Source organism: Curtobacterium sp. VKM Ac-1393 (assembly GCF_015350995.1).
GTDB lineage: Bacteria > Actinomycetota > Actinomycetes > Actinomycetales > Microbacteriaceae > Curtobacterium.
In genome coordinates this window covers 298,033-319,548 of sequence record NZ_JADKRW010000005.1, presented here as the reverse complement: position 1 = coordinate 319,548, position 21,516 = coordinate 298,033, and the positions used below count along the sequence as shown (strand labels likewise).

Sequence of the window (21,516 nt, the reverse complement as noted above, 5' to 3'; positions counted from 1 at the left end):
GTTCCTGGCCCCGTTTTTCGCGCCCACGGGCGCGACACACACGCGACACATCCGCGAGTACATTTCCACGAGACCACGACGAAGGGTGCGATCAGATGACCGACGAGAAGACCGGACGACGCCGCGTACTGCTGAAGCTGTCGGGGGAGGCGTTCGGCGCCGGATCGCTCGGCGTGAACCCGGACGTGATCGGTGCCATCGCCAAGGAGATCGCCGTCGCGGCGCGAGAGGTCGAGATCGCGATCGTCGTCGGCGGGGGCAACTTCTTCCGCGGCGCCGAACTCTCCCAACGCGGGATGGACCGTGGCCGCGCCGACTACATGGGCATGCTCGGCACCGTGATGAACGCCCTCGCGCTGCAGGACTTCCTGGAGCAGGCCGGTGCTGCCACGCGCGTGCAGTCCGCCATCGCGATGACCCAGGTCGCCGAGCCGTACATCCCGCGGCGCGCCGAGCGGCACCTCGAGAAGGGCCGGGTCGTCATCTTCGGTGCCGGCGCAGGTCTGCCGTACTTCTCCACCGACACGGTCGCGGCGCAGCGTGCGCTCGAGATCAAGGCCGACGAGGTCCTCGTGGCGAAGAACGGCGTCGACGGCGTCTACACCGCCGACCCGAAGAAGGACGCCACGGCCGAGAAGCTGCACCACGTGACCTACCAGGACGCGCTGCTCAAGGGACTCAAGGTCGTCGACGCCACCGCGTTCTCGCTCTGCATGGACAACGGCATGCCGATGCACGTCTTCGGCATGGAGGGCGACGGCAACGTCCAGGCCGCCATCCGCGGCGAACGCATCGGCACCGTGGTCAGCAACTGACCCGTCGTGCTGACTAGACTCGACGCCAGTACCGAAGGAGTAACACCGTGATCAGTGATGTCCTGACCGAAGCCACCGAGAAGATGGCGAAGGCTGTCGAGGTCGCCAAGGACGACTTCTCGACCGTCCGCACCGGCCGCATCAACGCGGCGCTCTTCCAGAAGATCCCGGTCGAGTACTACGGCACGCCGACGCCGCTCGCGCAGCTCGCGTCGCTGCAGACGCCCGAGGCCCGCACGCTCATCGTGACGCCGTACGACAAGACGGCGCTCAAGGAGATCGAGCGCGCCATCGCCACGTTCCCGAACCTCGGCGCCAGCCCGACGAACGACGGTGACATCGTCCGTGTGACGATCCCGGAGCTCACGAAGGACCGCCGCAAGGAGTTCGTCAAGCTCGTCCGGACGAAGGGCGAGGACCACAAGGTCGTCATCCGGAACATCCGCCGCAAGGCCAAGGACGACCTCGACGCACTCAAGGGCGAGATCTCCGACGACGAGATCTCGCGCGGCGACAAGGACCTCGAGGCCCTGACGAAGAAGCACGTCGACCAGATCGACGAGTCGCTGAAGAAGAAGGAAGCCGAACTCCTCGAGGTCTGATGCGCCGCCCGGACCAGGGCGGTGACCGCCCCACAGCAGAGCACGGACCCGAGCAGACCGGGCCCGTGAAGAAGGGGCTCCGCCAGGACTTCGATGCGCGCGCCCGAGCCGCCCGCACCGACTTCGAGGCGCAGCTCCGGCAGCGCAAGGCCGACTTCGGTGTGCGCAACGAGGCCCTGACGGCGCGGACCGGGCGGAACCTGCCGGCGGCGATCGGCATCGCGCTCGCGTTCGCCGTCGTCATGCTCGGCACGCTCCTCATCTGGCCGCCGTCGTTCATGGTCGTGGCGGCGTTCCTGCTCGGCGTGGGCGTCTACGAGCTGACGAGCGCCATGCGCTTCGCCGGCCGTGACGTCCCGCGGATCCCGAGCGTCGCCGTCGCGATCGCGATCGTGCCCGCGGCGTTCCTGCTCGGGCAGGTCGCGGCGCTGTTCACGCTGCTCGGCGGCATCGTCCTGATCACCCTCTGGCGACTGGTCGAGGTCGCCGTCTCGCGGCAGAAGCCGACGGCGGGCAACGTGTTCCGCGACGTCACGAACGGCTTGTTCGTCCAGGCGTACATCTCGCTGCTCGGCGCCTGCGTCGTGCTCCTGTCCGCCCAGCCCGACGGCAACCTGTGGGTGATCGGCTTCATCCTGGTGGTCGTCGCCGTCGACACCGGCGCGTACGCGACCGGGCTCAACCTCGGCAAGCACCCGATGGCGCCGCGGATCAGCCCGAAGAAGACCTGGGAGGGCTTCGCCGGGTCGGTGGCGGCGAGCATCGTCGTCGGCATCCTCGTCGCCTGGCTGATGCTCGGGCTGCCCTGGTGGACCGGTGTGGTGCTCGGAGTGCTGATCTCCGGATCCGCGACCCTGGGCGACCTGACCGAGTCGATGATCAAGCGCGACCTCGGCATCAAGGACATCTCGTCCTTCCTGCCGGGACACGGCGGGCTGCTCGACCGCATCGACAGCATCCTGCCCTCGGCCGCGGTCGCCTACGTGCTCTACCTGATCGTCAACCACTGACCGACACCGATCGACCCGGCCGCTCAGCCTGAACGCCGCCCACAGCGCGTCCAGGTTGTGCCACGGGTCGGGACTGGCAGAATGACGCCGTGGCCACCACCTTCCCGACCGCAGCCCGCTCCGCCCTCGGATACGACGTCGACGAAGTCGAGCGTTTCCTCGAGGACGCTCGTCGTTCGTACTCCGCCGACGACAGCGCCCCGGGGATCGAAGCGGCGAAGATCCGTGCCACCGCGTTCTCGATGCGCAAGGGCGGCTACTCGACCTCGCACGTCGACGCGGCGCTCGAGCGGCTCGAGGACGCCTTCGCCGCCCGCGAGCGGGAGCGTGAGATCGGCGATGCCGGTCAGAAGGCCTGGTACGCCGAGGCCCGTACCAAGGCCTCCGACGTCGTGGACCGCCTCGAGCGGCCGGACGGTCAGCGGTTCCACCGCGTGAGCGTGCTCGGCACCGGCTACCACCCGAAGGACGTCGACGCGTTCGCCGCGCGGCTCAGCGGGTACTTCCGCGAGGGCAAGCCGTTGAGCCTCACCGAGGTCCGCTCGATCGTGTTCCGCCCGAAGCACGGCGGCTACCGCGAGGCCCAGGTGGACGCCCTGCTGGACGCCGTCGTCGAGGTCATGCTCGCCGTCCGGTGACGACGCGCTGCGCACAGGTGCTTCGTTTTCCGTGATCGTTCCGTTACCCTGGTCCTACTCATGGGCAGGCACACGGCAGACCACAGCTCCGACCGCGATCTCCGCGAGCACCTGAGCCTCCAGGCTTCGGGTGAGCGCCGCGCGGCACTGAACCGAACCCGTACGGCGGACACCGCGGTGCTCCAGGCGAACCCGCAGGTGCTGCCGGCCGAGACCGGCCCGGTCGCGACGCCGAAGTCGGTCGCCGCGAACCGCGTGTCCGACGAACGCATCGCCGCGTTCGCGCACGAGGCACCAGCGGCCCGGATCGACCCGCGTGCGGTGAAGCAGCGGCGTGCGACTGCCGAGCCGAAGGCCCGTGGCGGTTTCGCCGGTGTCAACTCGTTCGCCCGGAAGCGCTCCACGATCCCCGCACTGTCGTTCTTCGGCGTCTTCCTGTTCGTCGGCGGATCGCTCTTCAACCCGCTGCAGGCCGACGTCGCCCAGGCGGCCGTCGACACCCCGGTGCTCGTCAAGGCGCCGCAGGCCCCGCAGCAGTACACCGCGCACGGCACCTACGGCGAGGCCACCGCCGACCGCGACGGCTACGGCGTGACCGTGCCGGCGCCCAAGCCGAAGCCGAAGGTCGTCGAGGACGACACGACCGCGGACGACGCGACGACCGACGACACCGCCACGACCGACACTGCGAGCGTCTCTGCGGAGAACACCCTCGCCGCCGTCGCCGCGACGCCCGACGCCGGCAGCGCCCAGGCGATCGCCCTGCAGCTCGTCACCGCCCGCGGCTGGGGGACCGACCAGTACAACTGCCTCGTGTCCCTGTGGAACAAGGAGTCCGGCTGGCGGGTGAACGCCTACAACCCGAGCGGTGCGTACGGCATCCCGCAGGCGCTCCCCGGCAGCAAGATGGCGACGGCTGGCGCCGACTGGCAGACGAACCCCGCGACGCAGATCACGTGGGGCCTCAACTACATCGCCGGTGTCTACGGCACGCCCTGTGGCGCCTGGGGCCACAGCCAGGCCAACAACTGGTACTGATCGGCCGCTGGGGTGCCGCGGAGCAACCGGTCGCGGCGTCCCCGTGGTCGCGACGTCGAGCCTGACGAGGACACCGGCCTCGATCGGCTGATGAGCGGGTGGAAGCGCACCGAGGTGCGTCGTGGGCGCGAGTTCACGGTACAGCCGGTGTCAGCGGCGTCGGCGCAGAAGGAGTACCTCTGCCCGGGGTGCGGCGGTACCGTCCTGCCCGGTACGGCGCACGTCGTGGTCTGGCGCTCCGACGGCGTGCTCGGCGATGCTGCGGACCTGGCCTCTCGTCGTCACTGGCACAACCACTGCTGGAGCATCGCATGACCGACGGCCACGCAGCGCCGCAGACCCGCACGGCCCCCGACGGAGAGATCCGGTCCGCCACCGAGCTGCCCGCGCGCCGCACCGACGTCGAACTCGTCACCGACGACCACCTGACCCTGGTCGGCGAACTGGCCGAACCGGCGAGCCGGCCGGCTCGCGGCACCATCGTCACCCTGCACCCGCTGCCGACCGCGCACGGGTTCATGGACTCGCACGTGCTCAAGAAGGCGGCTTCGCGGCTGCCGGCCCTCGCCGACATCGCGGTCCTGCGCTTCAACTTCCGGTCGGTGACCTCGCCGCGCGGCACGTCCGAGGGCGTGTTCGGCGACGGCGTGTCCGAGGGCTTCGACCTGCGCGCAGCCGTCGCCGAGGTCGTGGACCGCGGGTTGCCGACGCCGTGGCTGGTCGGGTGGTCCTTCGGTACCGAGGTGATCCTCAAGCACGCGCTGGAGCACGTCGAGGCCGGCACGGTGGCAGGTGTCGTCCTGCTCTCGCCGCCGCTGCACCGCACCACGGACGACGAGCTGGCGCGCTGGGGCGCCGTGCAGGTGCCCGTGGTCGCCCTGGTCCCGGAGCACGACGACTTCCTCCGCCCCGAGCAGGCGGTCGCCCGCTTCGCCGTCGCTCCGAACGTGCAGGTGGTGCCGGTCGAGGGTGCGAAGCACCTGTGGGTGGGGGAGCGGTACGTCCGGATCGTGCTCGACGCGATCGCCGATCGCGTCGTGCCCGGCTCGGCGCCGCTGCCGACCCACTGGCCGGTCTGATCGCGCTGGCCGGTCTGATCGCGCTGGGCCGTCCGTCGCCCTGGGCGCGTCCGGCCCGGTGACGGGAGCCGGCCTGGAGGCGCGACCCGCGCCTCCAGGCCGTCCTGCCTCAGCGGTCGGTCGCGTCCACTGCGTCGTCTGCTGCTCCGGGCGCGGTGCCGGGTGCCGTGCCCAGCAGCCCGGTCGCGTGCGTGAGCACGCCGCGCAGGTTCTCGAGGTAGCCCGCGACGGCCTCGCGCTCGGTGCGGATCGCCGACAGGCGGTCCTCGGCCTCGGCGGTGATGGCGGCGGTGCGTTCCTCGGCGTCCGACACCATGCGGTGCACGCGGTCCTGCGCGTCGGCGACGATGGTGCGGGCGTGCTCCTGGGCCTCGGCGGTGCTGGTGCGTTCGAGGTCGTCGGCCTCTTGCTGGAGCCGCTCGGCGCGTTCCCGGGCCTCGGTGGCACGGCGGGTCGCCTCGGCGAGCTGCAGGTTGGCCTCGTCGAGGTACTTCTGGGTCTCGGTGACGGTCTCGTGGTGCTTCTGCAGGTAGTCCTGCTCGGCGTCGTCGCGGCGCGAGGCGAGCTCGGACTCGAGCGTGGTGCGCGCTTCGTCGCGCTCGCGGGCGACCTCGGCACGGGCTTCGTCGCGCTCCTTGGCCAGGTCGGCGCGTGCGGTGTCGATCTCCTGGCGCAGCGCGGTCCGCTCGGCCTCGAGGGTGTCGAGTTCGGCGACGCGGCGGTCGGCGATCTCGGTGTCGACCTCGGCGTGTTCGCGCTCCCGGCGGGCGGCCAGGGCGATCTCGTGTTCGCGGTCCGCGCGGTCGGCTGCGGCCTCGGCCTCGGCGCGTTCCCGGGCGATGCGCTCGTCGTGCTCCTCGAGTTCGCGGGCGATGCGATCGGCCGTCTCCTGCACGAGCCGCGCGTTCTCGATGCGCGTCTGTTCCTCGTCGACCCGCAGCTGGGCGCGCTCGGCCTCGGCCTCTTGCGCGAGGGCGGCGCGTGCGGAGGCGAGCTCGCGGTCCCACTCGGCGCGGGCGGCGGACAGCTCCTCGTCCACCGCGCGACGACGATCGGCGAACTCGCTGTCGATCTCGGCCCGGCGACGCTCGACCTCGGACTCGAGGTCCGCGCGTCCGGTCTCGAGGGCCAGGGCGTGTGCCTGCTGCTGCTCGTCGCGTTCACGGTGCCAGGCGGCACGCCCCTCGGTGACCTCGCGCTCGAGCGCGTCGCGACGCGTCGTCTCCTCGTGCTCGAGGTCCTCGGTGCGGCGGGCGTGGTCGGCCTCGAAGACCGAGCGGCGGTGCTCGGTCTCGCGGTCGAGGTCGGCTGCCGCGGTGCGCGAGTCGGCCGACTCGCGCTGCGCGATCTCGCGCAGCTCGGCGACCTCGTGCTCGACCTGGGCGCGGAGTGCGTTCGTCTCGCGGATGGCGACGGAACGCACCTCGGCGGCCTCGGTGACGGCGGCGCCGCGGATGGCGGCGGCCTCGTTGCGGGCGTCCTGGGTGAGCAGGCCGGCCTCGGCGCGGGCGCGCTCGACGGTGTCGGCGGCCTCGGCGCGGGCACGGGTGAGCTCGTTCGTGGCACGGGTGCGGGCGTCCTCGAGGGTGTCGCGCGCTTCTTCCTGCGCCTCACGCACGGTGCGGTCGGCCTCGGCGCGGCTCGACGACCGCAGGCGCTGCGCGTCGATGTCCGCCTGGCTGATGAGGCGGGTGGACTGCTCCTCGGCGACGCGCAGGGTGGACTCGAGGCGGGTCCCCAGTCCGCTGTACGTGGGGGTGCCGGCCTCGTCGAGCTCGCCCTGGAGCTCGGAGACGCGGGACTGCAGGAGACGGATCTCCTTGGCGGCGTCTGCACGGTCGGTGTTCGACTTGATGAGCTCGCGGCGCAGGTCGTTCAGTGAACGGTCGACGTCGTCGCGGCGGTACCCGCGCAGCTCGGTCCCGAACTCGGCCTCGTCGTTCGCCACGTGTCGCTCCCAGGTGCTCGGCGGAGGGCCCGATCCGGCCCGCGGTCGAGTGTAGTGGTGGCCCGATGGGGTCGTCTGAGACCGGCGTCGGCGTCGTCTGAGACCGGCGACAGCCCGGATGGATGCGCTGTTCAGCGATGCTCGCTATCCTGAGTCGCTGATTCGCGCGCCGACATCCCCACCCCGGCGCGGTAGGGAGAGTGTTCGTGCGATTCGTCCTGGCGATCGTCAGTTTCGTCATCGGCCTGCTGCTCGTCGCGACGGCGGTCGGCCAGCGGACCGTGTTCGCGCCGCCGTCCTCGCTCGTCGCGGACAGCTCGACCAAGAGTTCCGCTCCGGTCACCGTGATCCCCGGGTCGACGCTCAACGCGAACCCCGGCTACCAGCGCATCAACGTCTCCGGCTCCGGCAAGGTGTTCGCCGCGTACGGCAAGACCGCCGACGTCGACGCGTGGGTCGGTGACGCCGAGCACACCACGCTCCGGTTCGACGCCGAGAGCGCGAAGCTTGTCGGCAAGACCACCGGCTCCGAGGCCACCGTGCCGTCGCCGAAGGGCAGCGACCTCTGGTACCAGGAGTACGACGGCTCCGGGCAGTTCACGGTCCGCCTGCCGCAGGACGTCTCGGTCCTGATCGTCAGCGACGGCACGGCCGCCGCGCCGAGCGACGTCTCGGTGACCTGGCCGAAGGACACCGCGACGCCCTCCGTCGGACCCCTGCTCGTCGCGGGTGGCATCTTCGCCCTGGGAGGCATCGTGCTCTTGGTCCTCGCGTTCCTGCACCAGCGCCGTGGTCGCGGACCCCGCCGTCGCAGCGGTGGCACCCGTCCGCCGCGCGTGCGCGCCTCGCGCCGTGCCGCCGCCGCCGGTGCCCAGGTGCCGGCTCGTGGCCGCCGCGGTCCGCGCGCGTTCATCGCGCTGCCGGTCGTCCTCGTCGGCACCCTCGCCCTGGCCGGCTGCTCCTCCGACTACTGGCCGCAGGGCGGCGACCCGTCGCTCGCGACCCCGACGCCGACGGCCAGTGCGACCGGCGCCGCGGACGCCACCGAACCCACCGCCGCGACCAAGCAGCAGATCTCCCGCGTGGTCGAGCGGATCGCCGCCGTCGCGAAGCAGTCCGACGGCGCCCGCGACCGCGATCTGGCGAAGACCCGGTTCACCGGTGCCGCGCTGGACCTGCGGCTGGCCAACTACTCGATCCGCGGCAAGGACTCCGAGGCCGAGGCCCCGCCGACGATCTCCGCCGGTCAGGTGTGCGTCGCTCTGCCGCAGCAGACCGACACGTGGCCGCGCACGGTCTTCGTGATCGTCGCCGAGGACTGCGACGCCAAGTCCGCGCCGCAGGCCCTCACGCTCGTGCAGGACACGGCACGCGACCCGTACAAGGTCGCGTACGACGTCTCGCTCGAGGCCGACGCGAAGATCCCGAGCCTCGCCCCGACCTCGATCGGTGCCGCGCTGCTCGCGCCGCAGTCGAAGCTGCTCGCGATCGCTCCGGACCAGGTGGCGACCGCCTACGGTGACATCCTGTCGAAGGACTCGGCAAGCGAGTACGCCGACCTGTTCGCCACCGAGGGCGACGGTCTCCGCACCACCATCGGCAAGGCCTACAAGGACAAGAAGGCCAAAGCCCTGCCGGACACGGCGAAGATCGAGTACTCGTCTGAGGCCCCGGCGGACTCCGCCGTCGCGATCGCGACCGACGACGCCGGCGCGCTCGTCTCCGCCGACCTCAACGAGATCGAGAAGGTCACCCCGACCGCCTCCGGTGCCGAGGTCAACACCGAGGGTGCCGTCAAGGCACTGTCCGGGGTCGACACCAGCAAGAAGGGCATCAGTGCCACGTACGGAGTCCAGCTGCTCTTCTACGTGCCGCCGGTCGCCTCCGATGACAAAGTGGTCCTGCTCGGGTTCACGCAGGGCCTGACCGCAGCAAGTGAGGTGCAATGAGCAACATCCCCCCGACCCCGTCCGGGCTCCGCGGAGCCGTGGACCTGTCGTCCCTCGTCGACCGCGCACAGCGGCCGCCCCAGCCGCCCGCCGGTGCAGCCGCGCAGCCGGGCGATCCGTCCTCCGCAGCGGTGCCCGGCGGCGAGACCGGCGCGGACCTGACCGTTCCGTCGCTCGTCCTCGACGTCACCGACGCCACGTTCCAGGACATCCTCGAGATGTCGTCCGTCGTGCCGGTCATCGTCGACATCTGGGCGGAGTGGTGCGGGCCGTGCAAGCAGCTCTCACCGATCCTCGAGCAGCTCACCGCCGAGTACGACGGCCGCGTGCTGCTCGCCAAGGTCGACGCCGACACCAACCCCCAGCTCGTGCAGGCGTTCCAGGCGCAGTCGATCCCGACCGTCGCCGCAGTCATCGGCGGCCGGCCCCTCGGGCTGTTCGTCGGGGCGCTGCCCGAAGCGCAGGTCCGCGACGTCTTCGAGCAGGTGCTCCAGGCCGCTGAGCAGAACGGCGTCTCCGGTCGCGTGCGCGTCGACGGTGCCGTTGGGTCAGAAGACAGCGCCGAGCAGGGCGAGCCGGAGCCGGAACCGCTCCCGCCGCACCACCAGGCCGCGTACGACGCGATCGAGCAGGGCGACTACGCCACCGCGATCACGGAGTACAAGACCGCCATCCTGCAGGACCCCCACGACCAGATGGCCGTCGCGGGGCTCGCGCAGGTGTCGCTCCTGGACCGTCTGAACGGCCACACCGCCGAGGACATCCGCGCTGCCGCCGGTGCGGGTCCGCAGGACGTCCAGGCGCAGCTCGCGGTCGCCGACCTCGACATCTCCGGTGGCCACGTCGACGACGCCTTCGGGCGCCTGCTCGACCTGGTGTCGACGGTGTTCGGCGAGGACCGCGAGGCCCTGCGCGTCCGGCTCGTCGAGTACTTCGAGCTCATCGGGACGGACGACCCGCGCGTGGTCGCGGCGCGCCGCCGTCTGGCGAGCGCCCTGTACTAGGCGCCGGTCGGCTCGAGGTCAGCGCAGGCCGGCTCGAGGTCAGCCAAGACGCCGTCGTGTCAGCGAGACGCCGCCGAATTCGGCGGCGTCTCGCTGCGTCTGGGGCGTCGCGGCAACACGACGGCGTCTCGCGCACTCGAGACCGCACGCACAGACGGACGGGAGGCCCGTGGCGGATCCGCCACGGGCCTCCCGTCCGTTGGTGCTCGGGTCTACTGCGCGAGCTTGAGCCAGACCGCGCCCAGCGGCGGCACCACGAGGTGTGCCGAGGCAGGGCGTCCGGCCCACGGGGTATCCTCGGCGGTGACGACGCCGAGGTTACCGACCCCGGAGCCGCCGTACTCGGCGGCATCGGTGTTGAGCACCTCGTGCCACTCGCCGGTGCTCGGCAGCCCGAACCGGCGCTCGACCGGCACGCCGGAGAAGTTCACGAAGACCGCGAGCCGCTCGTCGCCGACCTTCCGCAGGAACCCGAGCGTCGAGTGCGGTGCGTCGCCGCCCTCGATCCACTCGAAGCCCTCGGACGTGCTGTCGTGCGTCCAGAGCGCGGGGGTGTCCTTGTACACACGATTCAACGAGGCGACCAGGTCCTGCACACCGCGGTGGCCGGGCTGGTCGAGGAGCCACCAGTCGAGCCCCTTCGCCTCGGACCACTCCGAGGGCTGGGCGAACTCCTGGCCCATGAAGAGCAGCTGCTTGCCGGGGTGCGCCCACATGAACGCCAGGTACGCGCGGACGTTCGCGAGCTTCTGCCACTCGTCGCCGGGCATCTTGCCGTACAGCGAGCCCTTGCCGTGCACGACCTCGTCGTGGCTGATCGGCAGGGTGAACTGCTCGCTGAACGCGTACACGAACGAGAACGTGATCTCGTCGTGGTGGTAGCTGCGGTACGCCGGGTCGCGTTGCACGTACTCGAGCGAGTCGTGCATCCAGCCCATGTTCCACTTCTGGCCGAACCCGAGTCCGCCGGCACTGGTCGGCTGGGTGACGCCGGGCCACGAGGTGCTCTCCTCCGCGATCATCACGATGCCGGGGTAGCGCTTGTACGCGGTGGCGTTCGTCTCCTGCAGGAACGCGACGGCGTCCAGGTTCTCGCGGCCGCCGTGGATGTTCGGCAGCCAGTCGGTGCGGGAGTAGTCGAGGTACAGGATCGACGCGACGGCGTCCACGCGCAGGCCGTCGATGTGGAACTCCTCGAGCCAGTACAGCGCGTTGGCGACCAGGAAGTTCCGGACCTGAGGCTGCCCGAAGTCGAACACGTAGGTGCCCCAGTCGAGCTGCTCGCCGCGGCGGGGGTCCGGGTGCTCGAAGAGCGCGTGGCCGTCGAAGCGTCCGAGTGCCCATTCGTCCTTCGGGAAGTGCCCGGGGACCCAGTCCATGATCACGCCGATGCCGGCCGAGTGCAGCCGGTCGATCAGGTACCGCAGGTCGTCGGGGGAGCCGTACCGCGCGGTGGGCGCGTAGTACCCGGTGACCTGGTAGCCCCACGAGCCGCCGAACGGGTGCTCGGCGAGCGGCAGGAACTCCACGTGCGTGAAGCCCGTGTACTCCATGTGCCCGATGAGCTGGTCCGCGACCTCGCGGTACGACAGGCCCGGTCGCCACGAGCCGAGGTGCACCTCGTAGACACTCATCGGCTGGTCGTGCGTGGTGGTCTCGGCGCGGCGCTCCATCCAGGCACGGTCGCCCTCGGACCACGTGTAGCTCGACTCGGTGATGACGGAGGCGGTCGCCGGTGCGATCTCGGCCTCGCGCGCCAACGGGTCGGCGCGCTCGACCCAGCCGGAGTCGGTCAGGATCTGGAACTTGTAGCGCTGACCGGCGACGGCTCCGGGCCAGAACAGCTCCCAGACGCCGAGGTCGCTCAGTCGGCGCATCGCGGTGGTGCGGCCTTCCCAGCCCTCGAAGTCGCCGATCACGCGGACGGCGGTCGCGCGGGGTGCCCACACCGAGAAGGCGACGCCGTCCACGCCGTCGACGGTGCGGACGTGCGCGCCGAGGTGGTGCCACAGCTGTTCGTCACGGCCCTCGCCGAACAGGTGCAGGTCGAGCTCACCGAGCGTCGGGGCGAACCGGTAGGCGTCGTCGGTCGTCCAGGTGGCGTCGTCCTCTTCCGAGGACTCGTCGAAGTCGTAGTCGGCCTCGACCCGGTAGCGCCCGAGCTCCTCGGCGGTGGCACCGGCCCAGAGACCGTCGCCCTCGTGGGTCAGCTCGACGTCGTCGCCGTCGAGCCGGACGAGCCGGACCGCCTGCGCCAGGTGTCGCACCACCCGGACGCTGGTGCCGCCCTCGACCGGGTGCGGCCCGAGGACGTCGTGTGGCTGGGACCAGCGGCCTTCGGCGACCTGCTGACGCAGCCACTGCTCGAGCGGCGCCGGACGGGGGCCGGTCCCGTCGGCCGGGGCGGGCTCTGCAGCCGGCGGCGACGGCAGGGCGCCCGACGGGGCGACGGTGGACGGGCCTCCCGACTGCGGGGCGGCGTCGACGGACGGCACACGCGGGTGCGTCGCGTCGGCCGGGTGCCCGGCCAGTGTGGCGGACTCGTCGACGCCGCGGTCGGGCGTCTCGCGCGGTGCGTTCGGCGCGCCGGGCAGGTCCTCGTCCGGTGCGGAGACGCGCGGTTCGTACCGCGGCTCGGGCGTCGCGCCGGAAGGCTTCCGCGCCGGCACGGGTGGCGGCGGAGGCGGCACCGGCGGCACGGCGGGGCCCCGGCCCGAGGCTGGGGGCGGCTGGGGTGCGGTCGGGTCGTTCGTCATCGGTGCAGTCCTTCCACGACGAGCAGGTGCACGGGTTCCTGGAAGGCATCCAGGCGGACGTAGTTCGACGCGCCCCAGACCCAGCGCTGCCCGGTCACGACGTCGCGGACGTCGAACCGGCTGTCGGCCGGCAGGCCGAGCGCAGCGAGGTCCAGGTGCACGGTGGTCTCACGTGCCGAGTGCGGATCGACGTTCGCGACGACGATCACGGTGTCGGCGTGCCCGGAGCGGATGAACTCGCCGGGCAGGTGCTTCGAGTACACGACGGTCGCCGGGTCGTCGGCGGCGTGCACGTGCAGGTTCCGCAGCTGACGGAGCGCGGGGTGTGCGGCACGCAGCCGGTTGAGCATCGTCACGTACGGGGCCAGGGAGGCGCCCTCGGCCTCGGCCAGGGCGAAGTCGCGCGGCTTGTACTCGTACTTCTCGTTGTCGATGTTCTCTTCCGAGCCCGGCCGGGCGACGTCCTCGAACAGCTCGTACCCGGAGTACATGCCCCAGGTCGGGGCACCGGTCGCAGCGAGCGCGGCACGGACCTTGTAGCCGGCACGGCCGCCGAACTGCAGGTACTCGGTGAGGATGTCCGGCGTGTTCACGAACAGGTTCGGGCGCAGGTAGTCGCTCGTCTCGTGCGACAGCTCCTCGAAGTAGGACTCGATCTCGTCCTTCGTGTTCCGCCACGTGAAGTACGAGTACGACTGCTGGAACCCGACCTCGGCGAGTGCGCGCATCATCGCGGGGCGGGTGAACGCCTCGGCGAGGAAGACGGTGTCGGGGTGCTCGTCGCGGACTTCGCGGATGACGCGCTCCCAGAACCAGAGCGGCTTGGTGTGCGGGTTGTCGACGCGGAAGATCCGGATGCCGAAGTCGATCCAGTGCCGCAGGACGCGCAGGACCTCGGCCACCAGGCCCTCTGGGTCGGAGTCGAACTGGATCGGGTAGATGTCCTGGTACCGCTTGGGCGGGTTCTCTGCTGTGGCGATCGAGCCGTCGGCGCGCTGGGTGAACCAGTTCGGGTGCTCGGTGACCCAGGGGTGGTCGGGTGAGCACTGCAGCGCGAAGTCGAGCGCCACCTCCATGCCCGTGTTCTTCGCGGTCTCGACGAAGTCGCGGAAGTCGTCCTCCGACCCGAGGTCCGGGTGGATCGCGTCGTGCCCGCCCTCGGCGGAACCGATCGCCCAGGGGCTGCCGGGGTCGTGCGGCCCGGGGGTGAGGGTGTTGTTCGGGCCCTTGCGCGCGGTGGTGCCGATCGGGTGGATCGGCGGCAGGTAGACGACGTCGAACCCCATCCGGGCGACGGCGGGCAGGCGACGGGCCGCTGTGCGGAAGTCACCGCTCTTCCACGAGCCGTCGGCGTTCTTCTTCGCGCCCTCGCTGCGGGGGAAGAACTCGTACCAGGCGCCGACGCCGGCGCGGGTGCGTTCGACGTCGAGCAGCTGCGTCGGTGAGTGCGTCCGGAGCGAGGTGAGCGGGGCTTCCTCGACCTCGGCGACGATGCGCGGGTCGTCGACGGCGGCCAGACGCTCGGCAGGGTCGAGGTCGGTGTCGCGCACCGTGGCTGCCGCACGGGTGGCGGCGGGGGAGCCGGTCTCGTCGGCCAGCCGGTCGAGCAGCAGGGCACCATCGAGCAGCGTCGACTCGGTGTCCACCCCGGCGGCGATCTTCAGGCGTGCGGCGTGGAGCCACGTCGCCCAGTCGTCGGAGTAGGACTCCACGTGCCAGGTCCAGACGCCGACGTGGTCGACCTGGACGGTCGCCTCGTAGCGGTCGGTGCCGGGCGCGCCGAGGAGCATGGGGACGGTCCTGGTGCCCCCGTCCGGGCGTTCGAGCACGAGGTCGGCGCCGATGACGCCGTGTCCTTCTCGGAAGACGGTCGCACCGAACGTGATCACCTCGCCGTCGAACGCCTTGCCGGGGAAACCGTTCGGCGTCCTCGGGGCGAGTTCGGTGATCGGGATGCGCCCGATCTTCGGTCGGCGGGGTCGGTCTGCGGTGGCCACGGAGGCGACGCTACCCGGCGAGCGCCTCCGCGTTCCCCGGAATCGGCCCGCTGTGGACGGTCGGGCGCGCCGTGGACCTGTGGAGGAACCGGACGGGAGGCCCGTGGCGGGGCCGCCACGGGCCTCCCGTCCGCCCCGTGGCCGCGTTCCGGACGTGGGCCGGATCGCGCGCTACGCCGGCTCGAACAGGTGGATGCCGGGGCCGTAAGCGGTGAAGACCTGGCCGGCGGGACGGAGCCGCTCGTGGTCGCGGTGCTTCTCGCTCGACCAGGCGAGGCGGTAGCCGAGCACGTCCTCGCGCACCGGCAGCGTCAGGTCGCGTGTGCGACCGCTGCCGTGCACGACCACCAGGACCCGGTCGAACGGCTCGTGCTCGGGCGTCGACTCGGCGAAGTACTGCAGGGCACGGTGCACCGGTTGGTCCCAGCCCTCGAGCGTCATCGGGTGCCCGTCCGGGCCGTACCAGGACATCCGCGACGCCCCGGGGGTCTCCTGGCCCTCGACGCCGAACCGCGTCGGGCGGAGCGCGGGGTGCGCGCTCCGGAACCGGGCGAGCGCGGCGACGGCCTCGGTCATCGACTCGGCGTCCTCGTCGTCCGACCAGTCGACCGGGGTGAGGTCCTCGGACACGACGTACGCGTTGTTGTTGCCGTGCTGCGTGCGGCTCCGTTCGTCCCCGGCCGTGAGCATCGGCACCCCGGCGGACAGCAGGAGCGTCGCCGCGAGGTTCCGCATCGAGCGGCCGCGCGCTGCCCGGACGCCGCGGTCGGCGGTGTCGCCCTCGATGCCGTGGTTGAACGAGCGGTTGTCGTTCGAGCCGTCGCGGTTCTCCTCGCCGTTCGCCGCGTTGTGCTTGCCGTCGTACGACACCAGGTCGAGCAGCGTGAAGCCGTCGTGCGCCGTGACGAAGTTGACGCTCGCGAGCGGGCCGCGCTCGGCGCCGAAGACGTGGCGCGAGCCGGTCAGGGCGCCCGCGAGCGCGCCGATGCCGGTCTGGGGCATGCCGTTGCGGCGTTCCTCGGCGATGTCGGTGAGCCAGAACTGGCGGACCGTGTTGCGGAACCCGTCGTTCCACTCGCTCGTGCGGTCCCCGGCCGCGCCGAACGCACCGGTCTTCCAACCGTCCGGACCGACGTCCCACGGCTCGGCGATGACCAGGGTGTCCTGCAGGTCGGGGTGGTTCCGGATCCGCTCGAGCAACGGGTGCGACGGGTCGAACACGTGGTCGGCGTTCCGGGCCAGGGCGGCCATCAGGTCGAAGCGGAAGCCGTCGACCTGCACCTCGCGCGCCCAGTACACGAGGCTGTCGACGATCAGGTCGGCGGTGGACTCGACCGAGGTGTCGAGGGTGTTCCCGCAGCCGGTGGTGTCGAAGTAGGTGTCCCGGAACGGTGGTTCCCCCGCGGCCCACCGGTACCGGTTCGCGCCGTCGATGCCGCGCAGGCTGGTGGTCGGGCCGCCGAGGCCCTCTTCCGCCGTGTGGTTGTAGACGACGTCGAGCACCACCTGGATGCCGGCCTCGTGGAGCAACCGGACCATGCCCTTGAACTCGCGCAGGACCGCTGATGCACCCTCGGCCCGTGCGGGAGCCGAGGCGTGTGCGGCGTGCGGCGCGAAGAACCCGAGCGTGTTGTAGCCCCAGGCGTTCTCGCGACCGGCGTCCCGCAGCCAGTTCTCGGTGTCGAAGGCCTGCACCGGCAGCAGCTCGAGCGTCGTGACGCCGATGCGGTGCAGGTGCGCGATCGTGCTCTCGTGCGCCACCCCGGCGTACGTGCCGCGCAGGTGCTCGGGCAGGTGCGGGTTCGCGGCGGTCAGGGTGCGGACGTTGGCCTCGTAGACCACGGCGCGGTCGAGCGGGACGGTCGGCTTGACGACGCCGCCCCAGTCGAAGGCGTCGTCCACGACGACGCTCGTCCAGCGGGGCGCTCCGGCGCCGGAGCCGGGTCCCGTCCCGGTGTCGGGTCCGGTCACGCGGTCGGGTCCGGCTCCGGTTCCGGGTCCGGGTCCGTCCGCTCCGGTCGGGGCGATGCCGCGGGCGTACGGGTCGAGCAGGGGCCGCGTCCGGTCGAACTCGTTGCGCGGTCCGACCGGCCCGTCGACGAGCAGGTGGTACCGGTCCCCGGGCACGATGCCGGGGGTCTCGGCCGCCCACACGTCGGTCGTGGGCAGCCGCTCGAGCGGGTACCGGACCGTCTGGCCGTCCGCTCGCTCGGCCACCAGGACGACGTCCGTGGCGGTGGCGGACCGCAGGGAGTACCGCGGGACGTCGGCCCCGAGGTCGAACCCCGGCGTGTGGTCGATCGCTGTCTCGTGCACCCGTCAAGGGTACGAGGACCGGCGCGTATCCTGGACACGCTCGAACGAGGGGGTGCAGATGTCGGTCTACCTCGACCACGCCGCGACGACGCCGATCCTGCCGGAGGCGCTCGCCGCGCTCACCGACGCGCTCGGAACCGTCGGCAACCCGTCGTCCATCCACAGCGCCGGGCAGCGCGCCAAGATGCTGCTCGAGGACGGCCGTGCCGCCGTCGCCCGGTCGCTCGACGCCGACACCGTCGAGGTCGTCTTCACCTCCGGTGGCACCGAGAGCATCAACCTCGCCGTGAAGGGCCTGTTCTGGGCCCGGCAGCGCGACCGCGCCCGACCCCGCATCGTCGTCCCGGCGGGGGAGCACCACGCCACCGTCGACACGGTCACCTGGCTGGAGCAGCACGAGGGCGCCGTCGTCGACGTGGTCCCGTTGGACGGACAGGGTCGCGTCGACCTCGCCGGACTGGAGGCACGGCTCGCCTCCGCCGACGACGTCGCCCTGGTCACGTTCCTCTGGGCGAACAACGAGGTGGGCACCATCGCGCCCGTGTCGCGGATCGTCGAGCTCGCGCACGCCGCCGGCGTGCCCGTGCACAGCGACGCGGTCGCCGCCTACGGGCAGGTGCCGGTGTCCTTCGCGGCCTCCGGCCTCGACGCCCTGAGCGTCTCGGCCCACAAGATCGGCGGGCCGGTCGGCATCGGTGCGCTGGTGCTCGGACGGAAGGCGACGGTCGAGCCGCTCATCCACGGTGGCGGGCAGCAACGCCAGGTCCGCAGCGGAACGCAGGACGCTCCGGCCGCTGCCGCGTTCGGGGTCGCGGCGTCGACGTCGCACGCCTCGGTCCGGGCACTGCGTGACCGTCTGGTCGCCGGGGTGCTCGACGCCGTGCCGTCGGCGCTGCTGATGGGCGACCCGGTCGACCGGCTGCCCGGCAACGCGCACTTCACGTTCCCGGGGTGCGAGGGCGACTCGCTCCTGTTCCTCCTCGACGCCGCCGGGGTCGCCGTGTCGACCGGGTCGGCGTGCCAGGCCGGGGTGCCCGAGGCGTCGCACGTGCTCCTGGCGATGGGGCTGTCCGAGCAGGACGCCCGGGGTGCCCTCCGGATCACCCTCGGCCACACCTCGACCGACGCCGACGTCGACGCGTTCCTGGCAGCGCTGCCGGACGCGGTCGCGCGGGCGGGGGCGGCGGGAATGGCGTCGCGGGAGCCGTTGCTGGGTCGGTAGGGGCGCGCGGGGCCTACTGTCCTGATGGCAACCCAGGCGGCACCGCTGCCACGGAAGGAACTGCAATGAGCATGGAAGGCGCGGCCTGGAGCTCGCTCTACAAGATCTCCACCGCCAGGGACGGCAAGCACGGCATCTCCCGTGCGTCCGTCCGGCGGATCATGACCTTCGCGGTGCCCTACCGGGCCAAGCTGGTGGTGTTCATCGTCCTCTCCGTCGTCGGGGCGTTCCTGGCGGTCGCGACGCCGGTGCTCGCCGGCCAGGTGGTCGACGTCATCGCCGCCCGCGGCGCGGTCGACACGATCGTCTGGCTCGCCGTCGTCATCGCCCTGGTCGCCGTCGCCGACGCCGCCGCGTCGCTGGTGACCCGTTGGTACTCGGCGCGGATCGGCGAGGGCGTGATCCTGGACCTCCGGACGGCCGTCTTCAACCACGTGCAGAAGATGCCGATCGCCTTCTTCACCCGCACGCGGACGGGCGCGCTCGTGAGCCGTCTCAACAACGACGTGATCGGCGCGCAGCAGGCCTTCAGCGGCACGCTGTCCGGCGTGGTCACGAACGTCGTGGCGCTGGTCCTCACCCTGGTCGTCATGCTCAGCACCTCGTGGGTCGTGACGGTGCTCGCGGTGGTCATGCTCCCCGTCTTCCTCATCCCCGCGCGCCGGATGGGCAGCCGTCTGGCCGCGCTGCGCCGCGAGGCCGCCGACCACAACTCCGCGATGAGCACGCAGATGACCGAGCGGTTCTCGGCGCCCGGCGCCACGCTCGTCAAGCTCTTCGGCCGGCCCGACGAAGAAGCCGAGGAGTTCCGTGTCCGCGCCGCCCGCGTCCGCGACATCGGGGTCCGGAGCGCCCTGCTGCAGTTCGTCTTCGTCACCGCACTCACCCTGGTCTCCGCGCTCGCGCTCGCGCTCGTCTACGGGCTCGGCGGTTCCCTCGCACTCGGTGGCGGCCTGAACACCGGTGACGTGGTGACGCTGGCCCTCCTGCTCACCCGCCTGTACGCGCCGCTGACCAGCCTCGCGAACGCCCGGGTGGAGATCATGAGCGCGGTGGTCAGCTTCGAGCGCGTGTTCGAGGTGCTGGACCTCGAACCGCTCATCCAGGAGAAGCCGGATGCCGTCGTCGTCCCCGACGGCCCGGTGTCCGTCGAGTTCGACGACGTCCGCTTCGCCTACCCGTCCGCCGACAAGGTGTCCCTCGCCTCGCTGGAAGAGGTCTCCACGCTGGACACCCGCGGCGGCGACGAGGTCCTGCACGGGGTGTCCTTCCGGATCGAGCCCGGGCAGACCGTCGCCCTCGTCGGGACGTCCGGTGCCGGCAAGTCCACGATCGCGCAGCTCCTCTCGCGCCTGTACGACGTCGACAGCGGCGCCGTTCGACTCGCGGGCACGGACGTCCGCGACGTGACGTTCGCCTCCATGCGGCACACCATGGGCATGGTTACGCAGGACGGTCACCTGTTCCACGAGACCATCCGCTCCAACCTGCGCCTCGCGAGGCCGGAGGCGACGGAGGACGAGGTGTGGGACGCCGTCCGCCGTGCCCGGCTCGAGCCGCTCATCCGGTCGCTGCCGGACCAGCTGGACACCATGGTGGGGGAGCGTGGCTACCGACTGTCCGGCGGCGAGCGGCAGCGGATGACCATCGCGAGGCTCCTGCTCGCCCAGCCGCGCGTGGTCATCCTCGACGAGGCGACAGCGGCGCTCGACTCGACGTCCGAGGCCGCCGTGCAGGCTGCGCTCAGCGAGGCGCTCGAGGGTCGGACGGCGATGGTGATCGCGCACCGGCTGTCGACCATCCGCAGCGCGGACCTCATCCTCGTGGTCGAGGACGGCTCGGTCGTGGAGCGCGGGACGCACGAGGAACTGCTGGCAGCGGGTGGGCGGTACGAGGAGCTGCACCGGACCCAGTTCGCGGTGCAGAAGGACCTCGCTGCGGACGAAGCAGCGCTGAGCGGGTCCTAGCCGCCGGTCGGTCCGACGTGGCGAGCTCGCGCCGGTAGGATCGGTGACCATGGTCGAACTGGACTTCACCGAGCAGCTCTCCGCCCTCCGAGAGACCTTCGGCAACATCCGCTCGGTGGTCGACGTCGACCGCCTGCAGCGTGACATCGCCGAACTCAGCGAGCAGGCGGGTGCCCAGGACCTCTGGGACGACGTCGACCACGCGCAGCAGGTGACGAGCGCGCTCTCGCACCGGCAGTCGGAACTCAAGAAGATCACCGACACCGAGCGGCGCATCGACGATCTCGAGGTGCTGGTCGAGATGGCGAACGAGGGCGACGACCAGGACTCCGCCGACGAAGCCGTCGCGGAGCTCAAGGCGATCCAGAAGACCATGGGCGACCTCGAGGTGCAGACGCTCCTCGACGGCGAGTACGACGACCGCCCAGCCGTGATCACCATCCGGGCCGGCGCTGGTGGCGTCGACGCCGCGGACTTCGCCGAGATGCTCATGCGCATGTACCTGCGCTACGCCGAGCAGCACGGGTTCAAGACCACCGTGATGGAGACGTCCTACGCCGAAGAAGCGGGCATCAAGTCCGCCACGTTCGAGGTCGACGCACCGCACGCCTTCGGCACCCTGTCGATCGAGGCGGGCACCCACCGTCTCGTCCGGATGTCGCCGTTCGGCGCCGCCGGCAAGCGCCAGACCTCGTTCGCCGCGGTCGAGGTCATCCCCCTCATGCCGGAGACGATGGTCATCGACATCCCGGAGAACGACATCCGCGTGGACGTGTTCCGGTCGTCGGGCCCCGGTGGGCAGTCCGTCAACACGACCGACTCCGCGGTGCGTCTGACGCACATCCCGACCGGCACCGTCGTCTCGATGCAGAACGAGAAGTCGCAGATCCAGAACCGTGCGGCCGCCATGCGCGTGCTGCAGTCGCGCCTGCTCCTGCTGAAGAAGGAAGAGGAGAACGCGAAGAAGAAGGAACTCGCCGGCAACATCACGGCGAGCTGGGGCGACCAGATCCGTTCCTACGTGCTGGCGCCGTACCAGATGGTCAAGGACCTGCGGAGCGAGCACGAGGTGAACAACCCCTCAGCCGTGTTCGACGGCGACCTGGACGGCTTCATCAACGCGGGCATCCGCTGGCGCAAGCAATCCGTCGACGCGTAGGGGTTCGTGAGCCGCG

General features: G+C 71.4%; 16 protein-coding genes. 12 read left to right on the top strand and 4 right to left on the bottom strand.

Features of this window, described 5'->3' with window-relative positions:
• Positions 1-95 precede the first annotated feature (95 nt).
• From pyrH to ITJ59_RS13230, 7 genes are all read left to right on the top strand, one after another.
• Positions 96-815 carry a UMP kinase gene (gene pyrH, locus ITJ59_RS13260; RefSeq protein ID WP_111086088.1) on the top strand — a complete coding sequence of 240 codons (720 nt, stop codon included), beginning with the start codon at positions 96-98 and terminating at the stop codon, positions 813-815.
• A 47-nt stretch (positions 816-862) separates the two neighbouring features.
• Positions 863-1,417 (top strand): ribosome recycling factor, encoded by a 555-nt coding sequence (gene frr, locus ITJ59_RS13255; RefSeq protein WP_111086089.1) that lies wholly within the window; start codon positions 863-865, stop codon positions 1,415-1,417.
• Positions 1,417-2,427: a phosphatidate cytidylyltransferase gene (locus tag ITJ59_RS13250; protein WP_228511477.1), complete on the top strand. Its 1,011-nt coding sequence runs from the start codon at positions 1,417-1,419 to the stop codon at positions 2,425-2,427. The genes frr and ITJ59_RS13250 overlap by 1 nt, the downstream gene beginning before the upstream one ends.
• 89 nt (positions 2,428-2,516) lie before the next feature.
• A complete protein-coding gene (locus ITJ59_RS13245) occupies positions 2,517-3,065 on the top strand; it encodes a DivIVA domain-containing protein (protein ID WP_194651704.1) in 549 nt (182 codons plus the stop codon).
• Positions 3,066-3,125: 60 nt separating this feature from the next.
• Positions 3,126-4,103 (top strand): lytic transglycosylase domain-containing protein, encoded by a 978-nt coding sequence (locus tag ITJ59_RS19140; RefSeq protein WP_228511476.1) that lies wholly within the window; start codon positions 3,126-3,128, stop codon positions 4,101-4,103.
• Positions 4,104-4,115: 12 nt separating this feature from the next.
• Positions 4,116-4,418 carry a hypothetical protein gene (locus tag ITJ59_RS13235; protein ID WP_416354869.1) on the top strand — a complete coding sequence of 101 codons (303 nt, stop codon included), beginning with the start codon at positions 4,116-4,118 and terminating at the stop codon, positions 4,416-4,418.
• A complete protein-coding gene (locus ITJ59_RS13230) occupies positions 4,415-5,182 on the top strand; it encodes an alpha/beta hydrolase (protein WP_194651700.1) in 768 nt (255 codons plus the stop codon). Before ITJ59_RS13235 ends, ITJ59_RS13230 begins: the two co-directional genes overlap by 4 nt.
• Before the next feature lie 109 nt (positions 5,183-5,291).
• Here ITJ59_RS13230 and ITJ59_RS13225 read toward each other — a convergent pair whose 3' ends face one another.
• Positions 5,292-7,130, bottom strand: coding sequence for a hypothetical protein (locus tag ITJ59_RS13225; protein WP_194651698.1), 1,839 nt, complete (start codon positions 7,128-7,130; stop codon positions 5,292-5,294).
• A gap of 206 nt (positions 7,131-7,336) precedes the next feature.
• Here ITJ59_RS13225 and ITJ59_RS13220 point away from each other — a divergent pair, with 206 nt between their 5' ends.
• Together ITJ59_RS13220 and ITJ59_RS13215 are read left to right on the top strand one after the other, a co-directional pair.
• Positions 7,337-9,079: a hypothetical protein gene (locus ITJ59_RS13220; protein ID WP_194651696.1), complete on the top strand. Its 1,743-nt coding sequence runs from the start codon at positions 7,337-7,339 to the stop codon at positions 9,077-9,079.
• Complete coding sequence (locus ITJ59_RS13215; protein WP_194651694.1) at positions 9,076-10,083, top strand: tetratricopeptide repeat protein; 1,008 nt, start codon at positions 9,076-9,078, stop codon at positions 10,081-10,083. Before ITJ59_RS13220 ends, ITJ59_RS13215 begins: the two co-directional genes overlap by 4 nt.
• A 212-nt stretch (positions 10,084-10,295) precedes the next feature.
• On the opposite strand, the gene glgB is transcribed toward ITJ59_RS13215, so the two are convergent.
• The 3 genes from glgB to ITJ59_RS13200 form a co-directional block, all read right to left on the bottom strand.
• Positions 10,296-12,839: a 1,4-alpha-glucan branching protein GlgB gene (gene glgB, locus ITJ59_RS13210; RefSeq protein WP_194651692.1), complete on the bottom strand. Its 2,544-nt coding sequence runs from the start codon at positions 12,837-12,839 to the stop codon at positions 10,296-10,298.
• Positions 12,836-14,836, bottom strand: coding sequence for an alpha-1,4-glucan--maltose-1-phosphate maltosyltransferase (locus ITJ59_RS13205; protein ID WP_323749497.1), 2,001 nt, complete (start codon positions 14,834-14,836; stop codon positions 12,836-12,838). Before ITJ59_RS13205 ends, glgB begins: the two co-directional genes overlap by 4 nt.
• A 171-nt stretch (positions 14,837-15,007) precedes the next feature.
• Positions 15,008-17,152 carry a glycogen debranching protein gene (locus tag ITJ59_RS13200; RefSeq protein ID WP_194651690.1) on the bottom strand — a complete coding sequence of 715 codons (2,145 nt, stop codon included), beginning with the start codon at positions 17,150-17,152 and terminating at the stop codon, positions 15,008-15,010.
• 58 nt (positions 17,153-17,210) lie between these two features.
• On the opposite strand from ITJ59_RS13200, the gene ITJ59_RS13195 reads away from it, so the two are divergent.
• The 3 genes from ITJ59_RS13195 (at position 17,211) to prfB (ending at position 21,500) form a co-directional block, all read left to right on the top strand.
• Positions 17,211-18,374 (top strand): cysteine desulfurase family protein, encoded by a 1,164-nt coding sequence (locus ITJ59_RS13195; protein WP_194651688.1) that lies wholly within the window; start codon positions 17,211-17,213, stop codon positions 18,372-18,374.
• A 65-nt stretch (positions 18,375-18,439) separates the two neighbouring features.
• A complete protein-coding gene (locus ITJ59_RS13190; protein ID WP_194651686.1) occupies positions 18,440-20,341 on the top strand; it encodes an ABC transporter ATP-binding protein in 1,902 nt (633 codons plus the stop codon).
• A gap of 49 nt (positions 20,342-20,390) precedes the next feature.
• The gene (gene prfB, locus ITJ59_RS13185; protein WP_194651684.1) at positions 20,391-21,500 is read left to right on the top strand and encodes a peptide chain release factor 2; all 1,110 of its coding nucleotides are present in this window, start codon (positions 20,391-20,393) and stop codon (positions 21,498-21,500) included.
• Positions 21,501-21,516 lie beyond the last annotated feature (16 nt).

Excerpts from the sequence above, each read along its gene's own strand:
- glgB (WP_194651692.1), bottom strand. The coding sequence starts at position 12,839 with ATGACGAACGACCCGACCGCACCCCAGCCGCCCCCAGCCTCGGGCCGG.
- pyrH (WP_111086088.1), top strand. The coding sequence starts at position 96 with ATGACCGACGAGAAGACCGGACGACGCCGCGTACTGCTGAAGCTGTCG.
- ITJ59_RS13215 (WP_194651694.1), top strand. The coding sequence starts at position 9,076 with ATGAGCAACATCCCCCCGACCCCGTCCGGGCTCCGCGGAGCCGTGGAC.
- ITJ59_RS13195 (WP_194651688.1), top strand. The coding sequence starts at position 17,211 with ATGTCGGTCTACCTCGACCACGCCGCGACGACGCCGATCCTGCCGGAG.
- ITJ59_RS13230 (WP_194651700.1), top strand. The coding sequence starts at position 4,415 with ATGACCGACGGCCACGCAGCGCCGCAGACCCGCACGGCCCCCGACGGA.
- ITJ59_RS13250 (WP_228511477.1), top strand. The coding sequence starts at position 1,417 with ATGCGCCGCCCGGACCAGGGCGGTGACCGCCCCACAGCAGAGCACGGA.
- ITJ59_RS19140 (WP_228511476.1), top strand. The coding sequence starts at position 3,126 with ATGGGCAGGCACACGGCAGACCACAGCTCCGACCGCGATCTCCGCGAG.
- ITJ59_RS13190 (WP_194651686.1), top strand. The coding sequence starts at position 18,440 with ATGAGCATGGAAGGCGCGGCCTGGAGCTCGCTCTACAAGATCTCCACC.
- prfB (WP_194651684.1), top strand. The coding sequence starts at position 20,391 with ATGGTCGAACTGGACTTCACCGAGCAGCTCTCCGCCCTCCGAGAGACC.